Origin of the sequence: Devosia psychrophila (genome assembly GCF_000971275.1) — a bacterium.
GTDB lineage: Bacteria > Pseudomonadota > Alphaproteobacteria > Rhizobiales > Devosiaceae > Devosia > Devosia psychrophila.
In genome coordinates this window covers 1-2,059 of the sequence record NZ_LAPV01000013.1, presented here as the reverse complement: position 1 = coordinate 2,059, position 2,059 = coordinate 1, and the positions used below count along the sequence as shown (strand labels likewise).

The window sequence follows — 2,059 nt, the reverse complement described above, 5'->3', positions numbered from 1 at the left end:
GTCGGACACGATCCCGGCGATCCCGACCGTCGGCGAGCGCTGCGCCGAGCTTGCGGAAATTGACCGCGTCCACGGCTCAGCCGCAGCACGGCAAAAGAGTGCGCCAACGCACCACACTATCCAAGCCTGATCCAATACCAAAGGAGGAGACTGTGATTTCAAATACGTTCTCAAAGCCCCGCAGTAAGTTGCTGGCGCTGGCGCTTGCCGTAGCGCTGGGCGGCACCATGTTGAGTGGCGCCGTGACGCCCGCCTGGGCCCAGCAGATGACAGATGTCGGCACGCCGCGCGCTGAGACGCTGATCGTTGATATGCTCAATGCCCGGGTCGGTAACCCTGAAAACATGAACATGTACCAGCAGGGCGTGACCATCAATCACGGCTATCACCAGATGGCCGGCGCGCTGCTTTATGACATCGATACCGCCAAGGGAATGCAGATCCCGGATCTGGCGGCCGAGATGCCTGTGCCCAACGCCGATTTCACAGTGTTTACCGTCGCGCTCCGCCAGGGCCTGACCTGGAGCGATGGCCAGCCATTCAGTGCCGACGACGTGCTTTTTACCGACCAGATGATCCGCAACACGCCCGCGCTTGCCTATAGCTCGGCCTATGCGGCCCAGATCGCCTCAATCACCAAGGTCGACGCCAATACGGTCGAGATTACCACCACCAAGCCGACGCCACGGCTGTCGATCGTTTTGGGTTCAGTGATTTACGGCAATCCGTTCCACATCGTGCCCAAGCATATCTGGGAAAAGGAAGACCCGGCGACGTTCTCCAATTTCCCGCCGGTGACGATCAGTGCTTATAAATACAAGGACCATGATCCGAACGGCACTTGGTTCCTGTGGGAGAAGCGCGAAGACTGGCAGAATTCCGATGTCGGCCAGATGATCGGCGAGCCCGCGGCCAAGTATGTGCTCTTCCGCAGCTATGGCACCGAAGAGCGCCGTGTGCTGGCGATGGCGGCAAATGACGTGGATATTTTGACCGATATTTCCCCAGAAAGCCTCGATATCCTACGCAACCAGAACCCCAAGGTGCATGCCTGGTTCAACGAATTCCCCTATGCCAATCTCGACGATCCCTGTGAGCGCGGCATCCATTTCAACACGTCTAAGGCACCTTATGACGACGCCAAGACACGTTGGGCGCTAGCGCTTGCGATCAATGCTGAACAGGCGAGCATCGCAACGTTTTCGGGCATGATGCGGGCGTCGCCGCTGGCCATACCGCCGACCACGGTGCTGATGGATACCTATCATCAGCCGATGGCGCAGTGGCTGGCCGAGTTCACTATGGAGGATGGCTACAAGCCATTCGATCCCGACTATGCCGTACGACTGGGCGAACGCTTGCGCTCCGAAGGCATCGAGGGCATTCCCGAAGACCCTGACGCTTTGCGCGAACTGCTGGGCGTCGGCTGGTGGAAGCATGATCCGGCACAGGCGACCAAACTGCTGACCGAAGCTGGCTTCACCAACAATGGCGGACAGTGGCTTAAGCCCGATGGCACGCCGTTCACCATCAATATCCTGGCGCCCGCCGATTTCGAGGTGCAATCGCAGCGGCTGGCATTTGCGGTGGCCAATGAATGGACCCAGTTCGGCATTCCGGCCCAGGTGCAGCAGATGCAGGCCGGCGCGTTCTTTACTGCCGAAAATACCGGTGATTACGAAGTAGGATCCTATTGGGGAACATCCTGCGCCATCACGCCCGATCTCTTCGTGCGCATGGAGGGCTGGCACAAGGATTACGTGCGCGACAATGGCGTGCCCGCCTCGTCCAACCAGGGCCGCTATGTTGATGACGAGTTGAGCGCCTTGATCGATACGCTGCGCACCATTCCAGCCGATGATCCGCAGATCGTGCCGCTTGGGACCGATATCCTCAAGGAACTGGTAAAAGGCCTTCCGGTGATCGAAATGTTCGGCACGTCCAAGTTTGTGCCGGTCAACGAGACTTATTGGACTAATTATCCCGCGGCCGACAATTACTACGAGGGCCCGTGGTGGTGGTGGAGCAACTTTAAGTTCATTGCTGCCCAGCTCAAGCC

1 protein-coding gene is annotated in these 2,059 nt (G+C 58.7%); it reads left to right on the top strand.

All coding sequences use genetic code 11. The features are described from left to right. Positions 1-152: 152 nt before the first annotated feature. Positions 153-2,059: ABC transporter substrate-binding protein (locus tag WH91_RS02130; RefSeq protein ID WP_248305803.1), on the top strand; the 1,907-nt coding region annotated here is incomplete at its 3' end.